The 21,033-nt window shown below is 64.9% G+C and carries 20 protein-coding genes and 1 tRNA gene; 15 read left to right on the top strand and 6 right to left on the bottom strand.

What is annotated here, in order from left to right:
* Nucleotides 1-717, bottom strand: coding sequence for a DsbA family protein (locus tag OYT13_RS01660; RefSeq protein WP_150562171.1), 717 nt, complete (start codon nt 715-717; stop codon nt 1-3).
* Nucleotides 718-842: 125 nt separating this feature from the next.
* On the opposite strand from OYT13_RS01660, the gene OYT13_RS01655 reads away from it, so the two are divergent.
* Nucleotides 843-1,772, top strand: a complete 930-nt coding sequence (locus OYT13_RS01655) for a LysR family transcriptional regulator (protein WP_017235703.1) — start codon at nt 843-845, stop codon at nt 1,770-1,772.
* Nucleotides 1,773-2,010: 238 nt separating this feature from the next.
* Complete coding sequence (locus OYT13_RS01650; protein ID WP_261939353.1) at nt 2,011-3,729, top strand: acid phosphatase; 1,719 nt, start codon at nt 2,011-2,013, stop codon at nt 3,727-3,729.
* 193 nt (nt 3,730-3,922) lie between these two features.
* Here OYT13_RS01650 and OYT13_RS01645 read toward each other — a convergent pair whose 3' ends face one another.
* Complete coding sequence (locus tag OYT13_RS01645) at nt 3,923-4,378, bottom strand: MarR family winged helix-turn-helix transcriptional regulator (protein ID WP_017235705.1); 456 nt, start codon at nt 4,376-4,378, stop codon at nt 3,923-3,925.
* 191 nt (nt 4,379-4,569) lie between these two features.
* Here OYT13_RS01645 and OYT13_RS01640 point away from each other — a divergent pair, with 191 nt between their 5' ends.
* The 6 genes from OYT13_RS01640 (at nt 4,570) to OYT13_RS01615 (ending at nt 9,618) form a co-directional block, all read left to right on the top strand.
* Nucleotides 4,570-6,258, top strand: coding sequence for an FAD-dependent monooxygenase (locus OYT13_RS01640; protein WP_261939354.1), 1,689 nt, complete (start codon nt 4,570-4,572; stop codon nt 6,256-6,258).
* A gap of 29 nt (nt 6,259-6,287) precedes the next feature.
* Complete coding sequence (locus OYT13_RS01635; RefSeq protein ID WP_017235708.1) at nt 6,288-6,482, top strand: hypothetical protein; 195 nt, start codon at nt 6,288-6,290, stop codon at nt 6,480-6,482.
* A gap of 98 nt (nt 6,483-6,580) precedes the next feature.
* Nucleotides 6,581-7,990, top strand: coding sequence for an MFS transporter (locus OYT13_RS01630; protein WP_268567167.1), 1,410 nt, complete (start codon nt 6,581-6,583; stop codon nt 7,988-7,990).
* Between the two features lie 72 nt (nt 7,991-8,062).
* On the top strand, nt 8,063-8,851 hold the full coding sequence (locus OYT13_RS01625) for an NYN domain-containing protein (protein ID WP_051060351.1): 789 nt from the start codon (nt 8,063-8,065) through the stop codon (nt 8,849-8,851).
* Nucleotides 8,852-8,932: 81 nt separating this feature from the next.
* Nucleotides 8,933-9,009 (top strand) — tRNA-Val (locus tag OYT13_RS01620).
* Between the two features lie 306 nt (nt 9,010-9,315).
* Nucleotides 9,316-9,618, top strand: a complete 303-nt coding sequence (locus OYT13_RS01615) for a hypothetical protein (protein ID WP_017235711.1) — start codon at nt 9,316-9,318, stop codon at nt 9,616-9,618.
* 87 nt (nt 9,619-9,705) lie between these two features.
* Here the strand turns inward: OYT13_RS01615 and OYT13_RS01610 are convergent, their stop codons facing one another.
* Entirely contained in the window at nt 9,706-10,599 is an 894-nt protein-coding gene (locus OYT13_RS01610; protein WP_017235712.1) for a LysR family transcriptional regulator, read from the bottom strand.
* Between the two features lie 146 nt (nt 10,600-10,745).
* Between OYT13_RS01610 and OYT13_RS01605 the strand changes: the two genes are divergently transcribed.
* The 7 genes from OYT13_RS01605 to OYT13_RS01575 all read left to right on the top strand — a co-directional run bounded on the left by OYT13_RS01605 (nt 10,746) and on the right by OYT13_RS01575 (nt 19,226).
* On the top strand, nt 10,746-11,435 hold the full coding sequence (locus OYT13_RS01605) for a glutathione S-transferase family protein (RefSeq protein ID WP_268567166.1): 690 nt from the start codon (nt 10,746-10,748) through the stop codon (nt 11,433-11,435).
* A 16-nt stretch (nt 11,436-11,451) separates the two neighbouring features.
* Nucleotides 11,452-12,426 carry a pyridoxamine 5'-phosphate oxidase family protein gene (locus OYT13_RS01600; protein WP_261939356.1) on the top strand — a complete coding sequence of 325 codons (975 nt, stop codon included), beginning with the start codon at nt 11,452-11,454 and terminating at the stop codon, nt 12,424-12,426.
* Between the two features lie 561 nt (nt 12,427-12,987).
* Entirely contained in the window at nt 12,988-13,836 is an 849-nt protein-coding gene (locus OYT13_RS01595) for a DMT family transporter (protein WP_261939357.1), read from the top strand.
* A 105-nt stretch (nt 13,837-13,941) separates the two neighbouring features.
* Nucleotides 13,942-14,838, top strand: a complete 897-nt coding sequence (locus OYT13_RS01590) for a LysR family transcriptional regulator (protein WP_017235716.1) — start codon at nt 13,942-13,944, stop codon at nt 14,836-14,838.
* 112 nt (nt 14,839-14,950) lie between these two features.
* On the top strand, nt 14,951-16,285 hold the full coding sequence (gene argG, locus OYT13_RS01585) for an argininosuccinate synthase (RefSeq protein ID WP_017235717.1): 1,335 nt from the start codon (nt 14,951-14,953) through the stop codon (nt 16,283-16,285).
* A gap of 216 nt (nt 16,286-16,501) precedes the next feature.
* Nucleotides 16,502-17,896: an HdeD family acid-resistance protein gene (locus OYT13_RS01580; protein WP_017235718.1), complete on the top strand. Its 1,395-nt coding sequence runs from the start codon at nt 16,502-16,504 to the stop codon at nt 17,894-17,896.
* A gap of 157 nt (nt 17,897-18,053) precedes the next feature.
* On the top strand, nt 18,054-19,226 hold the full coding sequence (locus tag OYT13_RS01575) for a lipase family protein (protein WP_017235719.1): 1,173 nt from the start codon (nt 18,054-18,056) through the stop codon (nt 19,224-19,226).
* A gap of 280 nt (nt 19,227-19,506) precedes the next feature.
* On the opposite strand, the gene OYT13_RS25140 is transcribed toward OYT13_RS01575, so the two are convergent.
* The 3 genes from OYT13_RS25140 to OYT13_RS01560 all read right to left on the bottom strand — a co-directional run bounded on the left by OYT13_RS25140 (nt 19,507) and on the right by OYT13_RS01560 (nt 21,014).
* Nucleotides 19,507-19,677, bottom strand: coding sequence for a DUF6726 family protein (locus tag OYT13_RS25140; RefSeq protein WP_315973487.1), 171 nt, complete (start codon nt 19,675-19,677; stop codon nt 19,507-19,509).
* A 218-nt stretch (nt 19,678-19,895) separates the two neighbouring features.
* The gene (locus OYT13_RS01565) at nt 19,896-20,177 is read right to left on the bottom strand and encodes a DUF1653 domain-containing protein (protein ID WP_268567165.1); all 282 of its coding nucleotides are present in this window, start codon (nt 20,175-20,177) and stop codon (nt 19,896-19,898) included.
* 66 nt (nt 20,178-20,243) lie between these two features.
* Nucleotides 20,244-21,014 carry a bestrophin-like domain gene (locus OYT13_RS01560; protein WP_157211562.1) on the bottom strand — a complete coding sequence of 257 codons (771 nt, stop codon included), beginning with the start codon at nt 21,012-21,014 and terminating at the stop codon, nt 20,244-20,246.
* Between the last annotated feature and the right edge of the window lie 19 nt (nt 21,015-21,033).

The raw sequence follows: 21,033 nt of genomic DNA, 5'->3' as shown, positions 1-21,033 counted from the left end.
TCAGAGAGCGCAGCCGTCGGGACCGCACTGGGGCAACGTACTGGCGTCGCCGTCCGGGGAAGACGCCGCCTGCGCAGACAACAGACGCTCGCGCAACGCGTCGCGCCACACGTCGGGCTGCCCCAGATAATGTCCCACTTCGAGGCGCTCGATGTGACCGCCGATCGCCAGCGCGAACGTCGGGAAGCCGCTGCCGCCGACGCGGGCAAGCCACGCGCGGCTATCGCGGAAGTGCCGCATGAGGGCGTCGGCCGCCTGTGCATCGAGCGCTTGCGCGAAGGCCCCCCGGTCGAGACCGAGATTCGCCGCGACATCGATGAGCACATGGCGATCGGCAATGCGTTTGCCATCGACATAATGCGCGCGCTGCAGCGCCGCGAACATGTCGAGCCCGCGGCCGGCCAACGCTTCGGCCGCCAGCGCGGCGGCCGTGGGCGGCGCGGAGTCGAACACGGCGGTGCCATCGCGCAGCAGACCGTCGAAATAGGCGTCGCCGAACGGCTGGCCGGTCAACGCCGCAATGCGACGGTCATGCGGCATGACGTAATCGCGCAGCTGCGGCGTAACCGGTTGCGCGTTCGGCCCGGCCATCATGCCGCCACCGTGAAACACGACATCGAGGCCGACCACGTCGCGCGCAGCGCGCACGAGCGGCGCCGCCGCGTAGCACCATCCGCACAGCGGGTCGGCGATGTAATGCAGAGTTGCCTGGGTCATCTCGATCTGTCCTGTGTCTTGCGACGCCGCCCTTCGACGCCTCTCATGTTTGCCATCGTAGTCGCGTCAGTCGCGCAAAAAAAGCCCATAATGGCGATCACTTTGTTGCATCGATCGAGCAAATCATGGATCGTCTGACGGCAATGCGGGTCTTTACCGAAGTGGCCGAACGCGGTTCGCTGACGGCGGCCGCGCAGCGGTTGGATATGTCGCGGGCGATGGTCTCGCGCTATCTGGCCGAACTCGAGGCGTGGCTCGGCACGCGGCTGCTGCATCGGACGACCCGTGCGGTCAGCCTCACCGACGCCGGGAGCGACGCGTTGCCGCGTTGTCGCGAGATGCTGGGTATCGCCGACGATCTGGCGTGTGCCTCGCACGCCGACAGTGCGCCGCGCGGCCTGTTGCGAGTGGCTTGCAGCACGTCGCTCGCTCAGGCATTCCTGGCGGCGGCGGTCACGCGGTTCATCCTGCGGTATCCCGGTGTCGCCATCGATCTCGTGGTGGCGGACCGCACCGTTGACCTGGTGGACGAGCGCATCGACCTGGCGATTCGCGTAACGTCCGAGCCGTCGCCCGGACTGATTGCCCGTCGTCTCGCCACGTGCCATTCGGTGGTCTGCGCGGCACCGTCATATCTCCGGCGCCATGGCGCGCCGGAGCGCGCCGAAGACCTCGCCCTGCACAACTGCCTGACCTACACGTACTTCGGCAAAAGCCTCTGGCAATTCACGCACAACGGCACACCGCTGGGCGTGCCCGTCGGCGGCAATCTATCGGCCAATGAAGTCAATGTAGTCTTCGCCGCTACGCTCGCGGGCGCGGGCATCTCGATGCAACCGGTGTATTCGGCGTTACCGCATCTGCGCGATGGCACCTTGCGTGCGCTGCTGCCCAATTACGTGCCACGCGAGATGACCGTCTACGGCGTCTACATGTCGCGCAAACAGATGCCCAGCGCATTGCGCGCCATGCTCGACGATCTGGTCGAACAGTTCCGCACCGAGCTGTTCGAGGACACGGGCTACGCCGTGCCGCCGGAGACGCCCGCCGCGTGAGCCACCAGAGCCACGCAAGTCGATTGCGTCGCGTGCGCCACCCCACCGCGTTTTGTCTGTCGCGACATCGCGACGGCGTCACCGAATTGTCACACTCCCCGCGTAAAAACGTCGTCTGCCCAGCCTGCCCCGGCAGGCCGACGACGCGGCTCCCGCTCGTCAGCCGTTGCCGACCGGACGCGGGTGTGCACGCCTGCCTCGCCGAACGCCTCTGCCCGACTCGCCCATCAAGGACATCATGACGCACGACGCCAAGCCCCAACCTCACGATCCCGCGCTCGACGCCGCCCCAGCGCACGACGACAACCCGGCCGATCCGTCGCGTCGCCGTCTGCTTCAAGGCCTGGCCGCCATCGGTGCGGCCAGCGCGGCGGGCGCCACGACGGCACTGACCGGCTGCGCCGCCGAAGGCAGTGCCAGCGCGCCCACGGCCGTCGCCGCGGGCGGCTCGTTCGACGCCCAGCTCAAGGCCAACATCAAGACGGTGGTCGTGATCTATCTCGAGAACCGCAGCTTCAACAATCTGTTCGCCGATTTCCCCGGGTTGGAAAAGCCGCTCGCGAAAGTGCCGGCGTCGGTCTGCACCCAACTCGACCGCGACGGCAAAACGCCAATGCCGCTGCTGCCGCCGATCTTCGAGGGTCTCGTGCCGCGCGCTCAGACGATCGGCGGAAAGAAGTATCACATCGCCGAGAAGGACATCGCGCGGCAGCCGAACGCGCCATTCATGCTCAAGGACGCCGAAGGCCAGTTGCTGCCGACGTCGGTCATCACGCGCGATCTATGGCACCTGTTCTGGCAGAACCAGATGCAGATCAACGGCGGCACGAACAACCAGTTCGCCGCATGGGCCAACTCGGGCGGTCTGACGATGGGTTACTACGGCGAGACGGCCAAGACGCTCGACATGTACAAGATCGCGCAGCAGTACACAATGTGCGACAACTTCTTCATGGCGGCTTTCGGCGGTTCGTTCCTGAACCACCAGTTCCTGATCTCCGGACGCCCGCCGGTGTATCCGAACGCCGCGCAAAGTCCGGCCAAGGACAAGATCGCCGTGCTGGCCGACGGGCCGCAAGGTGTACGTCTGGCGGTGTCGCCGGCGTCGCCCGCGTCGGCGGCTGACGGTCCGCCGAAGTTCGTGCGCGACGGTGCCATCACGCCCGACAACTTTGCGGTGAATACGATGATGCCGGCTTATCAGCCGTCGCCGATCAAGCCCGCGGCCTCCGGCGACAAGCGTCTGGCCGATCCGTCGAACCCCGCCACGCTGCCCCCGCAAACGTTCCCCACCATTGGCGATGTGCTCTCGACGAAGGGCGTGTCGTGGGCGTGGTACGCGGGCGCGTGGCAGTCGGCGCTCGATCACAAGGGCGGTGCGGACAAACCGAACTTCCAGTATCACCATCAACCGTTCAACTACTTCGCCCAGTACGCGCCCGGCACGGCCGCACGCGAGATGCATCTGCGCGATGGTGGTGAAGGCGACAGCCCGATCGCGAACAAATTCATCGCCGACGCCATCGCCGGCAAGCTGCCCGCCGTCACGTTCTACAAGCCGCAGGGCAACCTGAACCAACACGCGGGGTATTCGGATGTGGAGTCCGGCGACCAACACGTGGCGAACGTGCTGGCCCATCTGATGAAGTCGCCGCAGTGGCAAAACATGATGGTCGTGATTACGTACGACGAGAATGGCGGCTGGTGGGATCACGTCGCGCCGCCGCAGGGCGACCGCTGGGGACCGGGCTCACGCGTTCCGGCGTTAGTGGTCTCGCCGTTCGCCAAACGCGGCAATGTCGATCACACGTTCTACGACACCACGTCGATCCTGCGCTTTATCACGCGCCTGTACGATCTGCCGACGCTCGAAGGCATCGCCCATCGCAACGCCGCCTTCGCGGCGCGCGGGGCCATGCCGCCGGGCGATCTGACGAAGACGCTGTCGTTCGCTTGAGGAAGGTGAAGGCCCGCGTCACGTGTGCAAAGCGAAGGCGTTGATGACGTCGACGTGCGCGTGGCGCAACTGAGCAAAAGGGCATCTGCGTGTCCGCACTCCGATCTTTGGGGAGCTGTTTCACGCGGGTGCGCTTTCCGTTTCCGTGGCACCGCGTAAGTGGCACGCGGCGCATGCCCCCGGGTGAGACCGATCAGCCTTGCCCGTCGAGTTCGTCCGAGCGCAGCAGCAGTTTGTCGAGCAGTTGCTCGTACACGCGCATCTCGTCGTCAGTCAGCGTGTCGAACAATCGGTCGTAGTGGGCGCGCGCCGCATCGATCACCACGCGCCATACGCGCTCGCCCTCCGGCGTGAGCGTGACCTTGACCGCTCGGCCGTCGTGTTCGTCCGGCGCACGACGCACCAGTCCGCGCGATACCAGCCCGTCTGCCCCCCGGCTCGCCTGACTCTTGTCGAGATTCGCGCGACGCGCCAGCTCCGAGTTCGACAACGCCCCCGCCGTGCCCACCGCCGCCAACACGCGCGACTCGGCCAGACTCAATTGCGCCGCGTCGGCATACGACTGCGCGATACGTTTGTCGTGCTGCTTCATCAGGCGGTGCATCTTGTACGTCAAGAACTGGTCGAGCGATGGGTGGACAGGCCGCATCTCAGTGTTTTTCCCTAGTCGAAAACGGTCGATATTTTGTTGCGAGCGCAACCTTAGCACACTAGAATGGTTGCGTTAGCAACTATATGCTCGTTGGCGTTTTTGCCATTCGCGCGCTGCGCTTGCGTCGTCTCCCCGCTGACACGAGACTCGCTGCGTACGTGCCGAGCCGAATTTTTGGGTGTCGCATCATGCATCGACCAGAGACCACCCCGCGCGCGTCGCTTTATCACGCGTACCGCGTCCATCCGCACTTTGCGCCGCAGGGCGAGACAACCCCGGACGTCCCTGTCACCGTCGTGGGCGGCGGCCCCATCGGTATGGTCACCGCACTCGCGTTGGCACGCCATGGGGTGCGCTGTGTCGTGCTCCAGGCCGAACAGCAAGTCTCGGAAGGCAGCCGCGCCATCGTCTTCACGCGTCGCTCGCAGGAGATTCTGCAAGCCGTGGGCGTGGCCGACGCGGTGCTCGCCAAGGGCCTGCCATGGACCAGCGGGAATTCTTACTATCGCGGCCAGCGCGTCTTCCGCATGGAGTCGCCGGTGGACGAAGACGACCGATTCGCGCCGCTGATCAACTTGCAACAGAACGTGCTCGAGAGTTATCTGGTGGACGCCGTCGAGCGCCAGCCGCTCATCGAGATGCGATGGGGCAACAAGCTCGTTGCGCTGACGCAGGATGACCACGGCGTGGCGCTGCAGATCGATACGCCCGAGGGCGAGTACACGCAACGCACGCGCTGGCTCGTCGCCGCCGACGGCGCGCGCTCGACGGTGCGCACCGCGCTGGGCCTGCGTTTCGAAGGGGCGAGCTACGAAGGCCGCTTCGTCATCGCCGACATCCGCATCGATCTCGATCTGCCCACCGAGCGCCTGGCGTACTTCGCCCCCGACTGGAATCCCGGCAACACGGTGCTCATGCATCGCGAGCCGGATGGCATCTGGCGCGTGGATTATCAATTGCCGGCGTCGGAGACGTCCGAGCACGCGCTGCAACCCGAGACGATTCGCGAGCGCATCGACGCGCAGCTCGACATGATGGGTCTCGGCGGCACGCCGTGGGAACTCGACTGGTGTTCGGTCTATTCGGCGCGCGCGCTTACGCTGCCCGACTACGTGCACGGACGCATTCTCTTCGCGGGCGACGCCGCTCACCTGCTGCCGATCTTCGGTGTGCGTGGGGCCAACACTGGCTTCCAGGACGCCATCGATCTGTCGTGGAAACTTGCCGCAGTTGCCAAGGGTGCGGCACCGGCGTCGTTGCTCGCGTCGTACACAAACGACCGCGTGGGCGCGGCGCGCGAGATCATCGCGGAGGCCGGCAAGAGCACACGCTTCATGACGCCACCCTCACATGGCTTCCGTGTGTTGCGCGACGCCGTGCTCGATCTCTCGCTCGATCACGAATTCGTGCGGCCGCTGTTCCACTGGCGCACCTCGCGCGCGCACGACTATCGCGACTCTCCGCTCAACAGCCCCAACGACGACAACGCGCGGATGACGGCGGGACCCGGCGCCGGTGCGCCGGCGCCGAACGTCAAGCTCGGCGACAACGACTATCTGTACGACCACCTCGGCGCCGCGTTCCATCTGGTGACGTTTGGCGATGCCCCGCTCGACGATGTCGTGCGTCATGCGCTGGTGACGTGGCGCGAGCGCGGTGTGCCGGTGAAGGTGATCGCGTTCGCGCCGTCGGAAGACGACGTGACGGGCGCGGACCTCACGCTGCCCGATCCGACGGGCCATGCCGCGACGAAGTACGGTGCCGCCAGCGGCACGGCGTACCTCGTGCGTCCCGATCATCATGTCTGCGCCCGCTGGCAGCAGCTCGACGCCACGCGTCTTGCCAGCGCGCTCGCACAGGCGACGGCCCACGCCTGAGCCGTCACGTCACACAAGGAAGCTCTGCCATGACCGCCCAACAAACCGCCATCGCCGGACTCGAGGAGATTTACGACACCCTCGCGCTGGCCATCGACGCCGCACCGGACGACAAGCGCGAGCTGCTGCTCGCCAAAGTCGTTCTGCTGTTGGCACACGAGATCGACGATCCACAGCGCGTGATCGACTGCATTCAGCAAGCCGCCCGCAGCGCACAGGATTAAACACGGTTCCCTTCGGCGTCCGCCCTCGATGGCGGACCCGTTTTCATCACACCGCCACACAATATCCGAGGCGGGGAGCGTTGGAGAAGACACCCATCATGAGTCGTATCACGTCTGCCGCCGGTATCGCCGGCGGAATCGCTGCACCCGCATCGCCCGCCGCTGTCGCCCTCGATGGCACGCCGGCGTCGCAGTGTCTTCCGAACGAGGCCCTGGAGCGCGAAGTCGTACGCAAGGTCTCGCGCCGCCTGCTCGGCTTCCTGTTCGTGCTGTTCCTGTTCTCGTTTCTCGATCGCATCAACGTCGGCTTCGCCGCGCTCACGATGAGCCAGGATCTGAAGCTCACGAGCACGATGTTCGGCATGGCCTCGACCGTGTTCTACCTCACGTATGTGCTGTGCGGTGTGCCGAGCAATCTGATGCTCGTGAAGGTCGGCGCGCGTCGCTGGATCGGCACGATTCTGATCGCGTGGGGCTTCGCTTCGAGCGCCACGATGTTCGCGCACGACGCCACCAGCCTCTATCTGATTCGCGCCATCGTCGGCATTACCGAGGCAGGCTTCCTGCCGGGCATGCTGCTCTATATGGGCGACTGGTTCCCTTCGGCCGCGCGCGCACGCGCCAATGCCTGGTTCATGATCGCCATGCCGGTGACGTCCGCACTCGGCGCCGCCGCATCGGGCTATTTGCTGCGGCTCGACGGCGTAGGCGGACTCGCCGGGTGGCAGTGGCTCTTCGTGCTCGAAGGACTGCCGACGGTCTTGCTCGGCGTCGTCACCTGGTGGTATCTGGACGACAAACCCGCCGACGCGCGCTGGTTGAGCGTCGCCGAAAAGCGCGCGCTCGACACGATGATCGCCCGCGACCGTGCCGCCGCGCTCACGCAACAGACGGGCGATGCGGCGCACGCCGGCAACAGTATGTGGCGCGCCATTCTCACACCGAGCGTGGCGAAGTTTGCGCTGGGGTATTTCTGCCTCGTCAACACGCTCTCGCTGGCGTCGCTGTGGATTCCGCAGATCGTGAAGAGCTTCGGCACGACGAGCAGCAACGTGACCATCGGCCTGCTCGCGGCGATTCCGTCGGTCTGCACGATTGCCGGCATGATCTGGTGGGGACGCCGCTCCGACCGGTTGCAGGAACGCCGCTGGCATCTGGTGCTGCCCATGCTCTTCTCTGCGGCGGGCTGGGTCGTCACGTGCTTCGCGCCAGAGCCGTCGCTGCGCCTCGCCGGGGTAGCGATGGCCTCGACCGGCGCCTACACCGCCATGGCGATCTTCTGGACGGTGCCCGACCGCAGTCTCGCCCCGCATACGCGCGCGCTCGGACTGGCGGTCATCAACGCCGTCGGCAATCTCGGCTCGGCGCTCAGTCCGATTGTCGTGGGCGCACTCAAGGACTGGACGCACTCGTTCACCTCGGGCCTGATGTTCGCTGCCGTGAGCTTGCTCGTCGGCATTGCAGTGCTGTGGTTCGCCCCGCTGGGGCAGCGTCGCGGCAACCGCTGATTCCGATCACGGCATGACGGACACCGTTCCGGGCCATAATGCGAAACGTCTTCGCGTTCAAGGAACCCCGTCATGCCAGTGACACCCCCTGTGGCCGCCCAAGGCCCCACGCTCGTCGTTCTGATCGACGCCGATAATGCCGCGCCCGCCATCGTCGAAGGACTGCTCACCGAAGTGGCCAAGTACGGCGTGGCGAGCGTGAAGCGCATCTACGGCGACTGGACCAAACCCAATCTCGACGGGTGGAAGAAATGCCTGCTGGAATACTCGATCCAGCCGATTCAGCAGTTCCGCTACACCGTCGGCAAGAACGCCACCGACAGCGCCATGATCATCGACGCGATGGATCTGCTCTACACGGGACGCTTCGACGGCTTCTGCCTCGTCTCCAGCGACAGCGATTTCACGCGGCTCGCCTCGCGCATCCGCGAGCAGGGACTGATCGTGTACGGCTTCGGCGAGCGCAAGACGCCGCAGCCGTTCGTCACGGCCTGCGACAAGTTCATCTACACGGAATTGCTGCGTCAGGACGACGAGCCGGACGGCGACGAAGCCCCGGCGCCGCGCAAGCGCCGCAGCGCGTCGGACCTGAAGCGCGACACGCGCCTCGTGCGGCTGCTGCGTAACGCGGTGACCGGCGTGTCGGACGAGGATGGCTGGGCGAGTCTTGGCCCCATCGGCAGCCATATCGCCAAACAGGCGCCGGACTTCGACTCGCGCAATTATGGCTTCGGCAAGCTGAGCGACCTCGTGGCGACCATCGGCCTGTTCGACGTCGAGCAGCGCACGGGCAGCGGCGGGAACAAGAGCCTCTGGGTACGGATCAAGCCCAGGCGCGGCACAGCGAAACGCGGCGAATGAGCGCGCTCGAAACTTTTTTCGACGATATCGCGCGAAACACTTGTCAGGTTCCGGAATTCCCCCTATACTCGCGGTCTTTCTAGGCTCGTAGCTCAGCTGGTTAGAGCACCACCTTGACATGGTGGGGGTCGTTGGTTCGAGTCCAATCGAGCCTACCAACGAATCAAAAGCACAAGGCGTTGCGCGTTTTTCGCGTAACGCCTTTTGTTTTTTCCGCGACCGCGCGAAGGCCATCGCCCGCGTTACAAAACGACACATCCCCGACAAACTGGTAGCACCTGCTGCGCGGGGTCGTCGATACACTGGCTTCAACGGTTCGACGAAAGGCATCAGGATGGGAATGCTTCCCGGCTTGCACCGCCTTCGCGAATCGATCCGACTCACTGGCTTCATTGCCCACGCGCACGCAGTCGCACCATGTCATCAAATGATGCATCGACCTGCGAGCGCCTCCGGAGGACATTATGAAACGCATTCTTATCGTCGCTGCCCTCGGCGCTGTCGCCGCTGTCGCGTCGAGCGCCGCGTCGGCCCATGTGGATGTTGGTGTCTATCTGGGGTTGCCCGCCCCTGTGATTGAAGCGCCGCCGGTCTATGTGGCACCGCAGCCTGTCTATGTGCAGCCGCGCCCCATGTACGAAGCCCCGCGTCCGGTTGTCTACTACGGTCGCGACCGCTGGGACGACTGGCGTGATCGCCGCTGGGAAGACCGTCACGATCGCGGCCACCACCGCGGCTGGGGCTGGCGTCACGGCGACGACGACTGATCCTAGAACGAACGAAGCGGTCCGCCGATTGGCGTCGGTGGGCTTTTTACGCGGGAAGCGGCACTGTCGCTTTCCGCGTTCTTTTGTTCATCGCATCGACACGTCGCGCAACTCCCGCTTCATCCATTCCACGAACACGCGCGTGCGCGATGGCAACAGTCGCGCGTGGGGATACACGATATTGACCGGCCGTGCCGGTCCTTCGTAGTCCTTGAGCACGCGTACCAGACGGCCGTCGGCCATCGGCGCGGCGACCTGATACGAGAGGAAGCAGCCGTAGCCCATTCCGCCCAGGCACGCGTCAATGGCCGTGAGGCCATGGCTGACCTCGAGATTGCCGTCGACCGGTACGACGAATTCGCGTCCGCCCTCCCAGAACCGCCACTGTCCGAAGCCGCCACCATGCGAGCGGATGCAATTTTTGCCCGCCAGGTCGCGCGGGTGCTTCACTTCCCCCTGCTCGGCCAGACACGCCGGACTCGCCACCACCACGCGACGAATGGCCCCGAGGCTTTGCGCAACGAGTGTGGAGTCGTCCAGCGGCGAGATGCGAATCCCGACGTCGATGCCTTCCTCCCAGAGATTCACCACGCGATCGTTGAGCAACAGACGGCATTTGACGGCCGGATACGCGCGCAGGAAGCGATATAGCGCGGGCGCGACGTGCAACTGTCCAAACAGCACCGGCGCCGTGACCACGAGTGTGCCGCTCGGCGCCTCGTGCCGCGCCGCCAGTCGCGCTTCCGCCTCCTGGAGTTCGCTCAGGATCTGGCGGCACGTGTCGAGATACGTCCGCCCCTCTTCAGTGAGCGCGATACGGCGCGTGGTGCGATTGAGCAGCCGGACATCGAGCGATGTCTCGAGCGCCGCCAGCGTGCGCACGACCGCCGGGAGGGAGGAGTCGAGCGCGCGCGCCGCCGCACTCAGGCTGCCCTGATCGACGATGGCGACGAACGTCTGCATGGCACGAAGTTTATCCATACCGAGCATCATTACTCCGAATATTGGAGCAGTCAAATCAGCTCTGCGGCATTTATCCGGAAATCGGCTTGATGGAAAATCGGTGCATCGCGTGACACGCCTGAGCGCAGGACTCACGCGGCCTCGCTCACCACCGGAGACATCTCATGGCCCACCCCGCCGAAACGCATGCCCCCTCACCCGAGCCGTCCTTGCGCCCAACGCGTCCGATTCGCCTGTATCGGCATGCGCTGTCAGGCCATTGCCATCGTGTCGAACTGATGCTGCACCTGTTGGATCTGCCATACGAGACCATCGACATCGACCTGATGACGGGGGAGCAAAAGCAACCGGCGTTTCTTGCGCTCAACCCGTTCGGGCAAGTACCCGTGATCGACGATGACGGGCAGGTGATCGCCGATTCGAATGCGATTCTCGTCTACCTCGCAAGTCGCTACGATGCGCACGGGACCTGGTTGCCCCGTGCCCCCCTGACGGCCGCCGCGGTGCAGCGCTGGCTGTCGGTGGCCGCCGGCGATCTGGCCTTCGGACCGGCGGCCGCGCGCGTGGTTGTCGTGTTCAAGCGTCCCATCGACGCCACGGCGATGATCGAGCGCGCCACACTCCTCCTGTCGCGCATGCAAGCCCATCTGTCGGCACAGCAGGCGACGCCGTTTCTCGCCGGCGACACGCCAACGATTGCCGACGTGGCGTGCTATACGTATCTCGCGCATGCGCCCGAGGGCAACGTCCCGCTCGAACCGTATCCGGCCGTGCTTGCGTGGTTGGCCCGTGTCGCCGCGTTGCCGCGCTTCGTGCCGATGGTGTCGAGCGCTTGCGGCCTGAACGCCGCCTGAGCCTCGGGAGGACATCATGAATACGTCCGAATCCCCTTCGGTCCCCACGTCACCGTTCCATACAGGCGAACTCGCCGTGCAGACACTGGCCGGTTCGCGTGAAGCGATAGCGGATATCGGGGCGCGGGTGATCCGCAGCGCGATGCCCGATCAGCATCGTCAGTTCTTCGCCCAGTTGCCGTTTCTGGTCGTGGGTGCGCTCGACGCGCGGGGGCAACCCTGGGCAACGCTGTTAAGCGGCACGCCCGGCTTCGCCCAGGCGCCGGAGCCGACGTTGCTGCGGGTGAATGCCTTGCCGCCCGCCACCGATCCTTTGTACGGCGCCGTGACGCCAGGCGCGCCGGTGGGCGTGTTGGGGCTCGAGCCGTCGACACGCCGCCGGAATCGTGTGAACGGACAGGTCGTCGACGCAGATGCGCAGGGCTTTGCGATTCGCGTTGCGCAGAGCTTCGGCAACTGCCCGCAGTACATCCACAAACGCGACATCACGCCGCAAGCGCACGCGGGACGGGCACTGGCCGAGCCGCCGCGGACATCGCTCGACGACGATGCGCAATGGCAGATCGCGAGCGCCGACACGTTCTTCATCGCCACGCATTACGCGGGCGACGGCGCGACCGAGCGCAGCGCCGGTACGGACGTCTCGCATCGCGGCGGCAAGCCGGGCTTCGTGCGTGTCGACGATGCCAACACGCTGACGTGGCCCGACTTCCGTGGCAACGCCTACTACAACACGCTGGGCAATCTGCACGCCAATCCGAGGGCGGGACTGGTGTTCGTCGACTTTGCGTCGGGCGACTTTCTGCACGTGGCAGGCGACGCGGAAATTCTTTGGCAGGACGAAACGACGAGCGGCTTCGCCGGCGCACAGCGGCTTGTGCGCATGCGGGTGCGCGAGGTTCGGCGCGTGCATGGCGCGCTGCCGGCCGCGTGGCGCGATGGCGAGACGTCACCGAGCGTCGAACGCACGGGCGCATGGCCAACCGCTTGATACTGCGCGCTCACACCCCATTCGCCTCGGGCTCACCTCGGGCTCACCTCGGGCTCACCTCGGGCTCACTTCAGGCTCACCTCGGGTTCGCCTCGCGCTTGCCGCAAGGGTTCGCTGCGTGTAAAGTGTGCCCACGCCCGTCGAGTGACGGGCGCCTCTCTTCTCCTCATCGATCCATGACTGTTCACACGTCCCTTCGACTTGCCGTAGCACCGCCGCAACGCGCGGTGGGTGCACGTCTGCGCGGACGTTTTGCAGCAGTCGCGCCTCCCCCGCCGGCCGGCGTGGCACCGCCCGCTGGGGTGGTCGCTGCCGCAGTCGCCGATACCGGCGTCGTGGCCTGACGCCACGGTTGGCGCGCCGGGCGTTCGTCGCCCGGCACAACACCTTTTCATTCGAATTTCAGTTTCGATCCGCCTGTCAGCGCATCGTGCGTCGAACGCCGTGACGTTGTGTCATGCCGTGTCGGCGACGGCGTCGCGTCACAGGGAGCGGCGTTCTTGAGCCGTTTTCATTGACGTCGCGCCCGGCAGGCTGGACATCCTGTTCAGGGGAAGATCGATGCAATCAGAAGGTCTCGCGTGGCGCCGGCACGGCGCGACGCTCTTGTTTGTCCTGCTTTGGAGCGGCGGCGCACTGGCTGCCAAATGGGGGCTGGCGCATGCGTCGGCGTTTGCGTTTCTCGTCATTCGACTGGGGGTGGCGCTGGCTGCGCTCACACTCATCGCACTGACGCGCCGTCAATGGTGGCCGGCCGCGAACACCCGGTGGCAGGTGGCGGGCACCGGTGTGCTGCTCATTGGCGGCTATCAGGCGGCGTACCTGCTGGCGCTCTCGCACGGCGTCACGCCCGGCGCACTCGCCACGGTGCTGGGCGTGCAGCCGATTCTCACGCTGGTGGCGCTGGAGCGGGCGCATAGCGCGCGACGTCTCACCGGACTTGCGCTCGCTCTCGCCGGTCTCGCACTGGTCGTCGCGCAAAGCCTGATGTCGGCGCGGTTGTCGGCGGCGGGCTCGCTGTGGGCGCTGGCCGCGCTGGCGTGCATGACGCTGGGTACCCTCGCGCAGAAAGGCTCGCGACAAACGCCGCTCGACGTACTGCCGCTGCAATACGCGGTCGGGTTCGCGCTGGCGTTGCTCGTCGTGCCCACGCAACCGTGGCACGTCGACGCGTCGCTCGGTTTCTGGCTGCCGCTGCTCTATATGGCGCTCGTGATTTCGGTCGGCGCGACGCTGCTGCTCTACCGCATGATCGCCACGGGCAATCTCGTCACCGTCACCAGCCTGTTCTATCTGGTGCCCGTAGTGACGGCGCTGCTCGACTGGGGCATCTTCGGCCATCGTCCCACGGCGCTCGCCGTCGCAGGCACGGCCGCGATCCTGCTGGGACTGCGATTGGCGCTTCGATAGGTCAGTCGCGCGTCATCTCGGCTAAGATTGTCGGCTACCGGGTGACAATGCTGGGGCGAATCCCCTCGTTGTCACCTGGATCTTCTTATGACTGGGAGCTTGCGGATGGATTTACTCGACGACATGCGGATCTTCGTCACTGCGGTCGATGCCATGAGCTTCACGGGCGCGGCGGCGAAGCTCAGCCTATCGAAACAGTTCGTGAGCCGCCGTATCTCGTCGCTGGAGCAGGCGCTTGGCGTGCGTTTGTTGTTGCGGACGACGCGGCGACTCGCGGTCACGGACCTCGGCCGCGTCTATTACGAGCGCGCGCGGCGCATTCTCGACGACGTGGAGGCGGCCAACCTCGCCGTGAGCAGTCAAGGGGAGCGCCCGCGTGGCAATCTGCGGGTCTCCGCCCCCATGTCATTCGGCACGATGTTTCTCGGGTCGGTCATTCCGTCGTTTCTCACGACCTATCCGGACGTCACCATCGAGCTGGAACTCAACGACCGCACCGTCGACATCATCGGCGAAGGCTACGACGTGGCGGTGCGCATCGGTGCACTGGCCGATTCGTCGCTGATCGGCCGGGCGGTCGCGCCCATGCGCATGGTGACCTGCGCCAGCCCGCGGTATCTGGAGGCGCACGATGCGCCGCAAACGCCGGAAGCGCTGCGCGAGCACGCCCTGCTGCCCTATGGGCATAGCCAGCGCGTGAGCTGGACGTACACGCGAGACGGTCATCCGGTCGAAATTCCGGTGACCGGTCGCCTGCGCGTGAACAATGGCGAACTGGCACGTGACGCCGCCGTGGCCGGGCTCGGCATCACGTGGCTGCCGGTGTTCATCGTGGCGCCCGCCTTGCTGAGTGGGCGGCTGGTCACGGTCCTCGACGCGTTCGCGCCCGCCCCGTCGGCGATCCACGTGGTCTATCCGCAGCATCGACAGGCATCGCTCGTGATTCGCGCGTTTTCCGATTTCCTGTCGTCCGCATGTAGCGTGGCCGGTACTCAATGGTGACCTTTTGCGCAATGTTTGGCGTCCCGACGCACGGGAATCGGCCGTCAGACTTGACCATCCATAGCCCGGACGGGGATACTTGACAGGTTAAAAACCCAGCTTTTCCACGCCGATGACCACGATTCTGCAACACATTCCCACGGGACAACGGGTCGGCATCGCCTTTTCGGGCGGTCTCGACACCAGCGCTGCGCTGCTTTGGATGCGCCAAAAGGGCGCGATTCCGTACGCTTACACGGCCAATCTGGGTCAGCCGGACGAACCCGACTATGACGAAATCCCGCGCCGCGCCATGGGTTACGGCGCCGAGAACGCCCGTCTGATCGACTGCCGTGCGCAACTCGTGGCCGAGGGCATCGCCGCTCTGCAATCGGGCGCGTTCCACATCTCGACCGCCGGCGTCACGTACTTCAACACCACGCCGATCGGCCGCGCCGTCACGGGCACGATGCTCGTCGCGGCAATGAAGGAAGATGACGTCAATATCTGGGGCGATGGCAGCACGTACAAGGGCAATGACATCGAGCGCTTCTACCGCTACGGTCTCTTGACCAACCCGGGCCTGCAAATTTACAAGCCGTGGCTCGACCAGACGTTCATCGACGAACTGGGCGGCCGCAAGGAAATGTCGGAATTCCTGATCGCCAACGGCTTCGATTACAAGATGTCGGTCGAGAAGGCCTATTCGACGGACTCGAACATGCTGGGGGCGACGCACGAAGCCAAGGACCTCGAGCATCTGAATTCGGGCATCAAGATCGTGCAGCCGATCATGGGCGTGCCGTTCTGGCGCGACGACTGCGCGATCAAGGCCGAAGAAGTCACCGTGCGCTTCGAAGAAGGCCAGCCGGTGGCACTCAATGGCAAGACGTTCGCAAGCGCCGTCGAGTTGTTCGAGGAAGCCAATCGCATCGGCGGCCGTCACGGCCTGGGCATGAGCGATCAGATCGAGAACCGCATCATCGAAGCCAAGAGCCGTGGCATCTATGAAGCCCCGGGCCTCGCGTTGCTGTTCATCGCGTACGAACGTCTGGTCACCGGCATCCACAACGAAGACACCATCGAGCAATATCGCGAGAATGGCCGCCGTCTGGGCCGTCTGCTGTATCAGGGCCGCTGGTTCGACCCGCAAGCCATCATGCTGCGCGAGTCGGCACAGCGCTGGGTGGCGCGTGCCGTGACCGGCGAAGTGACCGTCGAGCTGCGTCGCGGCAACGATTACTCGCTGCTCAACACGACGTCGCCGAACCTGACGTACAAGCCCGAGCGTCTGACGATGGAAAAGGGTGACTCGGTGTTCACGCCGCTCGACCGTATCGGCCAGCTCACGATGCGCACGCTCGACATCGTCGACACGCGCGAGAAGCTCATGACCTATGCCAAGGCCGGTCTGCTCACCGCATCGAGCGGCGACGCCCTGCCGCAGCTCGAAAGCAAGAAGGACTGAGTCGGCCAACACTCGCCGTGCCCCTCGGGGCGCTGCGAGTATCGCCCGCCACAACAGGCGGCGCGCCCTGAAAGGAGCGCGCCGCCTTTGTTTTTGGTCTGTCACGGTTCACGCGCTAAGATAGCGTCAAAATCAGCCACATCCCCAATCGTCACGCATTCGGGGTGCGCGCCGTGTCCCGTCTCGCGGACAGGCGCATGCGATGGAGACCCTGCGTTGGTACGCTTGATATTGCTGTTGCTCGGCGTCGATTACTTGCGCCGCCGCGCCCTCGCCCTGATTTGGATCGGGGCGATTTTCTTCGCTTTCGGGCTGGCGCTGATCGTCGATGCCCTCGACGGGGTGGTGCACTTCCCGCTCAACGTGTTCGCCTGGCTGCTGCTGCTCGAAGGCCTGGCGACGCTGGCCATCGTCAGCATTGGCGTTGGCGGCCAGCGCATCGTGCGCGCACTCAAGGGCGGCACCTTTACCCTCGCCGCGTTGCTGGTGCTCTTCTTTCATCAACAGCACGGTAACTTCTGGCTGTCGATGTTGTTCGGTACGCTATTCCTCGCCGATGGGCTGCTGCAATGCGTGGCGGCCTATGTCGTGCGGTATCCGCGCTGGATGTGGGCCACGGCGGGGGGATTGGTCGAGATTGCCGTGGCGATCTTCTTTTATCAGCCGTATCCGACGCACTACAAGGGCACCTTGCCCTACGCCATCGGGCTGGGGCTCGCGTTCACCGGGTGGAACTTATTGGTCCTCGCCATGCGCGCGCGGCGCCTGCGCCGCGACTTCCGCGTCGAGCAGGTTCTCGGCAGCCCCAGCGACAAACGCGGCTTGTGGAGGAATCGTCCCCGCGCACCGCGCTGGGAGGGCCCACCCGCCGACGGCGAACCCGCGTTGACGGTGCACGTCTGGACGCCATCGGGCTCGTCCAAGGCCCCGGCGCGCCGTCACCCGGTCATCGATCGTTATATCGCCGCCGTCGACGGGAATGGTGTGATCTCGACGGGTCACGCCGCGCTGGAGAGTCACGAAGGCGTGTATGTGAGTCTGTATCCCGCCAAGGAAATCGACCGTTCTCCGGATCAATTCGGGCAACTGCTGCGCGCCACGCGCGAGAATGACGTCCCCGGCGTGTTCCAGCCGGACTATGCAACGGAATCGAAGGCCTGGTGCGCGTCCACCGTCAAGGTGCGTATTCGCAACTACAGCCCGCGTCAGCTAGGCACGTTCTGGCAGGCTTACCGTCAGGACGCCACCTATAACCTCACGCACCGCAACTGCTCGAGCAGTGTGGCCAAGGCGCTCGAGGCCGCAATCGAAGGCCGCGTGGGTCAACTGCCTGGCGGGGCGGATGCCGGCTGGTGGACGTTCGTACGTCTGTGGCTCACGCCCGAGTTGTGGGTCGCCGCGCAACTGCGCAAGCGGGCCGAGACGATGGCGTGGACGCCGGGCCTGGTGCTCGATTACGCGCGTGCCGTGAGCATGCTTGTCGACCCGCGTCCGTTCGGCTGGATCACGATGTCGTCGCTCGCGCTGCGTCGCATGCGCCGGGCGCGTCGCGCGTGGCAGGACGCCGCCGATCAGGCGAGCGTCGCACAATCGCAGGAAAATCGGCCCTAGCACGGCCGACGGAACACCGAAACGCCCGAGACATCTGAATGGCGACGGCGTAACGTCATGGATACGACGCAAGGCAATGGCAGCAGGTCCGCGGGCGACGCGTGAGCTTCACTCACGCATGCTTCAGAAGCACAACTCAATACGAGGACAGTTCAGTATGTTCCATCGCCTGTGGCGCTTTATCAGCGCCGCCCTGTTTGCCAGTCTGGTCATCGGCCGCGCGGCCCACGCGATCACGCCCGAAACCGCGCCCGCCACACTTCCACACGGGGCTATCGTCGACCGGCAGCCGCTCGATGCCGACCACGGCTTGCCCGAAGCCGGCGAGCAATTCCGCATTCGTTACAGCTCCATCGATGGCGTGGGTGGCACTGAAGCGCGAGAAGACACGGGTGCCGTCTTCCTTCCCAAAGGACCGACACCGCCCGGTGGCTGGCCGGTCGTTGTGTGGGCGCACGGTACGGTGGGCGTCGCCAGCGCGTGCGCGCCGTCGCTCAATGTGCGCAGCCAGCGCGACATGCAATATCTGGGCACATGGCTCTCACTCGGCTTCGCGATCGTGGCCCCCGATTACGCGGGTCTGGGCTCGCCCGGGTTGCACCATTATCTGAATTCGCGTGCGCAAGCCTACAGCGTGCTCGACAGCCTGCTGGCGGCACGCAGCGTCTTCCCGTTGCAGAACCGCGTCGTCCTCGTCGGGCAATCGCAGGGCGCGCACGCGGCGTTCTCGGCCGCCGGTTATCAGCCGCAATACGCGCCTGACGTCAAAGTGATCGCAACCGTGCTCACGGGCACGCCGTATTTCAACGCGCAGACGTCGGCCGCCATGCTGTTCGCGAGCCAACCCGATCCGGGCGCGCCGGATCCGAAGATTCCGTACGCGATGTACCTGTTCCTGTCGGCAGCCGACCGCGATCCGACGATGCAGGCGTCGCGCTACTTCTCGCCGCAGGCGTTGCCTGTACTGAACGAAGCCCGCACGCTTTGCATCGACGAACTGACCGATCACTCCACGGCCGCCGGCCTGAATGCGGGCAACAGCATGCAGCCGGATATCCAGAAGCTGCTCGACAACCAGACGCCGTCACTGCGCTACCCGACGCTGCATATCAAGCATCCCGTGTTCATCGGCATGGGCATGAACGACATCGACGTGCCGGTCATCATGCAACAAGCGTTTGCGCGCGATGTGGCCCAAGCGGGAACCACCACCCTGGTGCGTACGTACGAAGGGCTCGATCACGATGCGACCGTCAATCCGTCGCTCCGCGATTCGGTGCCATTCGTCCTCGACCTCATGTCGACGAGAAAGCGTGCGCACGCACAATAATTAGAAGGATGCCTCGAAATTTTGGGTCGAAAAAGCAGAGAGATTGATGGATGGCAGCGATAAGTAGCTGATTTTATTGTTGTTATTTTGTGTTGCATATGTGCAACATGCGGGTAACTACGTAAAATTACATATGGTGCGTCGCAACACAGCGTCCTATACTGAACTCGTCTCCTCCATGTCTCCTCCTGATATGGATTAAGCCCGCCATTCGCGGGCTTTCTTTTTTTGCGCGGCCGGAATTCGCTCGACCGTCCGGCGCGGTCATGACCCAGCGCGCTCAGTCGATAGCGGCCGCACACGCGTCCGTCGGCGTGGCCAGCACGCCCCCAACCCCCGGAATGATCTTCAGCCCCGCCGACGCCACCCGGCAGGGGGCAGCCATCAATCCGCACCCTGACACCGACGTCACGAACGGGAGAATGGCGAACAAGGCCCACCACCGGCGCAGATTGCGCGGGGCGGGTTTCGACGCCAATGTCGCGTCCCCCACGTCGGGGATGCGGAGCGCTTGCCTGTCGACCGTTGCCGGGCGGGAGCGCGAAGCGTCAATGGTGTGATGGGACATCGGGGGGCGCAGCGTCATGAGGGGGTGTCCTGATAAGGGCGAAATGCCAGTCGTTCATGTGATTTGCCGCGGGCGTCGCAAAGCGAGCGAGGCGCCGTGGCTCAGGCAGCAGGCGTCGTGTGGCCGATGTACGTGAAGCGCGGCACCGAACCGCTGTCCGTCTCCACCGGTTCATTCCAGATGCGCAACAGACGGGTGCTCATGGGTAGCCCTTCGCGCGGGTACAGCCGCGTATAGACGACCACCGGCTCATCGGTCTCATCGGCGCGGGCGACACCTAGCGCGAGATAACAATTGCCTTTGTAATGACGGTAGACGCCCGGGCGGAACGCCTCGATTTCCGGCGTGGATTCGGCCGACGTTGCGGACACATTCGATACCATCGTTCTCTTCTCCTGCTGACCACAACCGGATACGGTCGGGCAAAAAATGCTCGTTGAAGTTCCGCGTCAGCGCGGCACCGCGATCCCAACCGATTTCGCGAGCGGCGCGGGCGAGATGCCTGAAGCGCCACGGAACGGCTCATCGAGGTTGACGATCAACGCGATCACCATCCCGATCGCGCCCATGTGGATCGCGATGATGAAATTACTTTTCCACGAGCCCGGATACCGGCCGTTCATCGCCATCGCCGCCAGCATGAAGAGCGCGATGACCCACCAGAACACGTCGGGCACGGTTTTCGTCGAGTTTTCGAAACGTCCTTGGCGGGCCTCCTCCAACCGATCGAGCAAGGTCCGGATCGAACTGGCGCTGTCCTCGTGTTTCGCGACCACCCGACGCGTAGCCCCGACAAACGCCGTCAATGCCGCTTCGGTCACGGGCGACAGATCCGGGTCGGCGGTGCTCAACGTCTTCCATTCGTCGGTGACGGCGGACGTCACGTAGCTGCGCAGCAACACACGCGCCGCCTGCGCGTCGCTGTCGCCAACCGCCTTGAGTTCTCGATCGAGACGTCGGACCACCGACGCCTCGCGCAGCGCCTGATCGTCCGCATGGCCGAGGTTGGCGCGCACGTCGGTCAACACATGGGCGAGCACGAAAACGATGAATGCGAGCAGGCTACCGTGGACGACATCGGATACCGTGCCGCGCACCTCGGACGGATCGGCTAATCGATCGAACAGCCAGACACGCGCCAGCCACGCGACGGCCACGGCGAGCAGCGCTGTGCCGATGGCCATGCTGACAAGCAACAGCCCCGTCGGCATCAACGTCATTTGGTTCACCAGCCATTGC

Source organism: Pandoraea sp. XJJ-1 (assembly GCF_026802345.1).
GTDB lineage: Bacteria > Pseudomonadota > Gammaproteobacteria > Burkholderiales > Burkholderiaceae > Pandoraea > Pandoraea cepalis.
Note: the sequence above shows the minus strand (reverse complement) of the source record. Positions and strands in the feature narration are given on the sequence as shown.

Coding starts and splice junctions, on each gene's coding strand:
- OYT13_RS01660 (WP_150562171.1), bottom strand. CDS start 717: ATGACCCAGGCAACTCTGCATTACATCGCCGACCCGCTGTGCGGATGG.
- OYT13_RS01655 (WP_017235703.1), top strand. CDS start 843: ATGGATCGTCTGACGGCAATGCGGGTCTTTACCGAAGTGGCCGAACGC.
- OYT13_RS01650 (WP_261939353.1), top strand. CDS start 2,011: ATGACGCACGACGCCAAGCCCCAACCTCACGATCCCGCGCTCGACGCC.
- OYT13_RS01645 (WP_017235705.1), bottom strand. CDS start 4,378: ATGCGGCCTGTCCACCCATCGCTCGACCAGTTCTTGACGTACAAGATG.
- OYT13_RS01640 (WP_261939354.1), top strand. CDS start 4,570: ATGCATCGACCAGAGACCACCCCGCGCGCGTCGCTTTATCACGCGTAC.
- OYT13_RS01635 (WP_017235708.1), top strand. CDS start 6,288: ATGACCGCCCAACAAACCGCCATCGCCGGACTCGAGGAGATTTACGAC.
- OYT13_RS01630 (WP_268567167.1), top strand. CDS start 6,581: ATGAGTCGTATCACGTCTGCCGCCGGTATCGCCGGCGGAATCGCTGCA.
- OYT13_RS01625 (WP_051060351.1), top strand. CDS start 8,063: ATGCCAGTGACACCCCCTGTGGCCGCCCAAGGCCCCACGCTCGTCGTT.
- OYT13_RS01615 (WP_017235711.1), top strand. CDS start 9,316: ATGAAACGCATTCTTATCGTCGCTGCCCTCGGCGCTGTCGCCGCTGTC.
- OYT13_RS01610 (WP_017235712.1), bottom strand. CDS start 10,599: ATGGATAAACTTCGTGCCATGCAGACGTTCGTCGCCATCGTCGATCAG.
- OYT13_RS01605 (WP_268567166.1), top strand. CDS start 10,746: ATGGCCCACCCCGCCGAAACGCATGCCCCCTCACCCGAGCCGTCCTTG.
- OYT13_RS01600 (WP_261939356.1), top strand. CDS start 11,452: ATGAATACGTCCGAATCCCCTTCGGTCCCCACGTCACCGTTCCATACA.
- OYT13_RS01595 (WP_261939357.1), top strand. CDS start 12,988: ATGCAATCAGAAGGTCTCGCGTGGCGCCGGCACGGCGCGACGCTCTTG.
- OYT13_RS01590 (WP_017235716.1), top strand. CDS start 13,942: ATGGATTTACTCGACGACATGCGGATCTTCGTCACTGCGGTCGATGCC.
- argG (WP_017235717.1), top strand. CDS start 14,951: ATGACCACGATTCTGCAACACATTCCCACGGGACAACGGGTCGGCATC.
- OYT13_RS01575 (WP_017235719.1), top strand. CDS start 18,054: ATGTTCCATCGCCTGTGGCGCTTTATCAGCGCCGCCCTGTTTGCCAGT.
- OYT13_RS01565 (WP_268567165.1), bottom strand. CDS start 20,177: ATGGTATCGAATGTGTCCGCAACGTCGGCCGAATCCACGCCGGAAATC.
- OYT13_RS01560 (WP_157211562.1), bottom strand. CDS start 21,014: ATGACGTTGATGCCGACGGGGCTGTTGCTTGTCAGCATGGCCATCGGC.